The sequence below is a fragment of the Streptococcus sp. genome (genome assembly GCF_019414905.1).
In the GTDB taxonomy this organism is placed as follows: Bacteria; Bacillota; Bacilli; order Lactobacillales; family Streptococcaceae; genus Streptococcus.
In genome coordinates this window covers 1-2872 of record NZ_DXLC01000234.1, presented here as the reverse complement: position 1 = coordinate 2872, position 2872 = coordinate 1, and the positions used below count along the sequence as shown (strand labels likewise).

The 2872-nt window shown below is 39.7% G+C and carries 2 protein-coding genes; both read right to left on the bottom strand.

The annotated features are described in order from the left end of the window. Positions 1–2255 (bottom strand): bifunctional DnaQ family exonuclease/ATP-dependent helicase (locus QZ359_RS07180; RefSeq protein ID WP_293964965.1); only part of this gene is annotated, 2255 nt, incomplete at its 3' end. Positions 2256–2454: 199 nt separating this feature from the next. Continuing rightward, a partial coding sequence (locus tag QZ359_RS07175; protein ID WP_293964963.1) for a U32 family peptidase occupies positions 2455–2872 on the bottom strand: 418 nt, incomplete at its 5' end.

Below are 2872 nucleotides of genomic sequence, written 5' to 3'. Positions count from 1 at the left end.
ATAATAGCCATGGGCAATTGATAATCATAAAAGGCATTTTTCCCTTCTTGAATTAGTTCCTGATTGATCTTTTTCGTCAAGGGTTCTTGGGGATTTTGGAAAGGAAGTCTCGGTACAACTTGAATCACAAAAGGATGACTTGAAAAATCAACTCCCTCCCAGAAACTTGCTGCACCAAGCAAGATTTGCTGTTCTCCTTTTTCAAAGCGTTTCTTCAGTTGATGAACATCCCCATTTTTATACTGGGCCAGATGGCTAACTGGAAGTAAATCCGATACTGCTAGAAGCATGTCTTTGGCAGTAAAGAGAGCCAAAATCGGTTGTTGGAAAGCTTGAACTCCCATCAGTAAATTAGCTACCTCTTGGGCATAAACTTCTAAGGAGGTTTCTGTTACCAGGGGAAAATCTTTGACCAAGACCACTTCTTGATCCTGTTTTTTACCAGCTTCAATCTTAACAAATTTAGCTTCAGGATACCCTAAAAGTTCTGCCAAAGAAACTCTTTGACTAATCTCAAGAGTGGCCGACACTCCCAAGACTTGACATGAATCAGGCACTAAGGAAGATAGAAGAATACGGCCTGATTTCGTAGAAGAAATTTGAATTTTCTTTTGACCCGTTTCAGTTGCTTCAAGCCAGTAATCTCGGTCAGCTGTAAAATAGCGGACCAGTTCCCCAAAGCCTTCTACCTCTAATTCTGAAAAATACTGATGGAGATTGGCAAGAGAATCTAAGATATTTTTCCTAGATTTGCCAGACTGAAATTGTTCTATCAAGTAGAGGCACTCAAAGCGAATACTTTCTAGTATTCGTTGTTGAACCCTGTTTTCTTCTCCTACTAAAGCCTTATCAAGCAATTCGATAATAGACTGGATATCGTGAGTCTCTTGAAGCAGATTTTCTAGGGCCAACAAAACTTTTTGGACTTCATCAATAATCAATAAACGATCACTGACAAATTCAGGATTATCTTCAAGTCTGGTTACAAGATAAGCATGATTGGTCACTAAGAGCTTGCAAGCTTGTGCCCTTTCTTGACTACGTTTCCAAAAATCTTCCGTCACAAATAAACTCTTGGATGATAAATTCCCATCATGACGAAGATCTGTTAGAAAATGTTGGTAACGGTAGAGTTGCCCAATTTCATCCAAATCTCCTGTCTCTGTCTCAGTCAGCCAGACCAAGAGTTGCATTTTAAAACGTCTAAATAAGCGATTTTCATCATTTTCCTGCAAGGAACGATAAAAGGCATCCAACTTCAGATAATTGTGTGGTCCCTTTAAAGAATGAATATCTGTATGGAACACTTCCTTGAGACGTTTACCTTCTTCCTCCATTATTTGATTTTGAAGAATCTTTGTCGGAACGCTAAGGACAATTTGACGCTCTTTGGCTTGAGATAAAGCGGGTAAGAGATAGCCATAGGTTTTCCCAATCCCTGTCGGTGCTTGAATTAGAGAGACAGGCTCATCTTTCAATAGCAAGCCAACCTCTTTAGCAAAACTTTCTTGCTCCTCCCTCACTTCAAGGTTCAACAGAGAAATATTTTTAGAAAAATCTTGGGATAGTTTTCGTGGCTCCAGGGGAGCTGTAGTTTTCTTGAAATATAGTCCTTGAACTTCGACCAAGTCTGGAGAACTCAGGATAGATTGGCTGCGATAAATTTCTTCAATAACCAGGTAGGACTCATATAAGAGGGCGTCAGCCATTTCCAGCAAGCGTTCCAAGAGTCCTTTAGGAAGTTGGGCCATCTTTTCTCGTAAAAAAAGAAGTAATTCCGCTGTAGCTTGGGCATCTGAAAGGGCTGTGTGAGCATGTTTTAGAGGAATTCCTAATTCCTGGCACAAAATCGGCAAACTATATTTTTCCAGTTCAGGGAAAAAGACCTGAGCCAATTCGACCGTGTCAACACGAGGATTTCTTAGTTCATAGCCTTCAAAAAATAAATTTTCCGCCAAGAGATTGGCATCAAACTGAACATTATGGGCTACAAAAATCCCATCCTCCACCAAGTCAAAGATTTTTCTAGCAACTTGCGAAAAATCAGGCGCTTGCGCCAGACGTTGATCAGTCAGTCCTGTCAGTTCTTTGATATGAGCATCCAAAGGTTCATGTGGATTAACATCCGTCGTATAGTGATCAACGATTTTTCCGTCCTCAATCACAACAATCCCCACTTGAATAATTTTAGCCTTACTACCTGTGCTAGTTGCCTCTAAATCAACCACAACATAGCGATTACCAATCGTTTTCATTATAAAAAATTATACCAAAAAAAGGGCCATTTGGCACCTGCAAACATGGGATAATTTTCAAACTCAAGAAGGTTACTTGTATTAAAATTCCCAGTAAACAGAGCATCCTAGCCTACTGGTTTTTTAAAAATGGTGAAGAAATAAGAAAAATTGAGAGAAGAAATGTTTGCATCTTCCTTCTCTCAACGAATCATTTACTTTATTTAACCATGTCAGGATCGTAGTCATAAAATCCTGTATCAAGAAAACGGTTTTTAGGGTGTAACTTACGTACTTCCTCATCCAGCAAGAAAGCTTGGTCATGGCTAAAGTTACCCTCTTGGATCAAGCTACGCGCTTGGATAAAGAGTTTTGCAATCTCAACAAAGTTCTGACCTGGAGTGTAGAGCCCTTCTAGTTTCCAGTGAGTGAAACCATGCTCTACCAATTCTGTCAATTTTGTCATCAAATCAAGGTCATTGTTGGCAAAAATGTGGGTACCATGATTATCTTCAAAAATAGAATAGTGGCTCTCTGGATCACTTGGCTCAGCCAAAAAGAGGTCACGCTTGCGCGTCTTTTCATCATCGATATGCGTAAAGTTATAGTAGTTTTGCAAGAGTGGACGTTTAGAATGG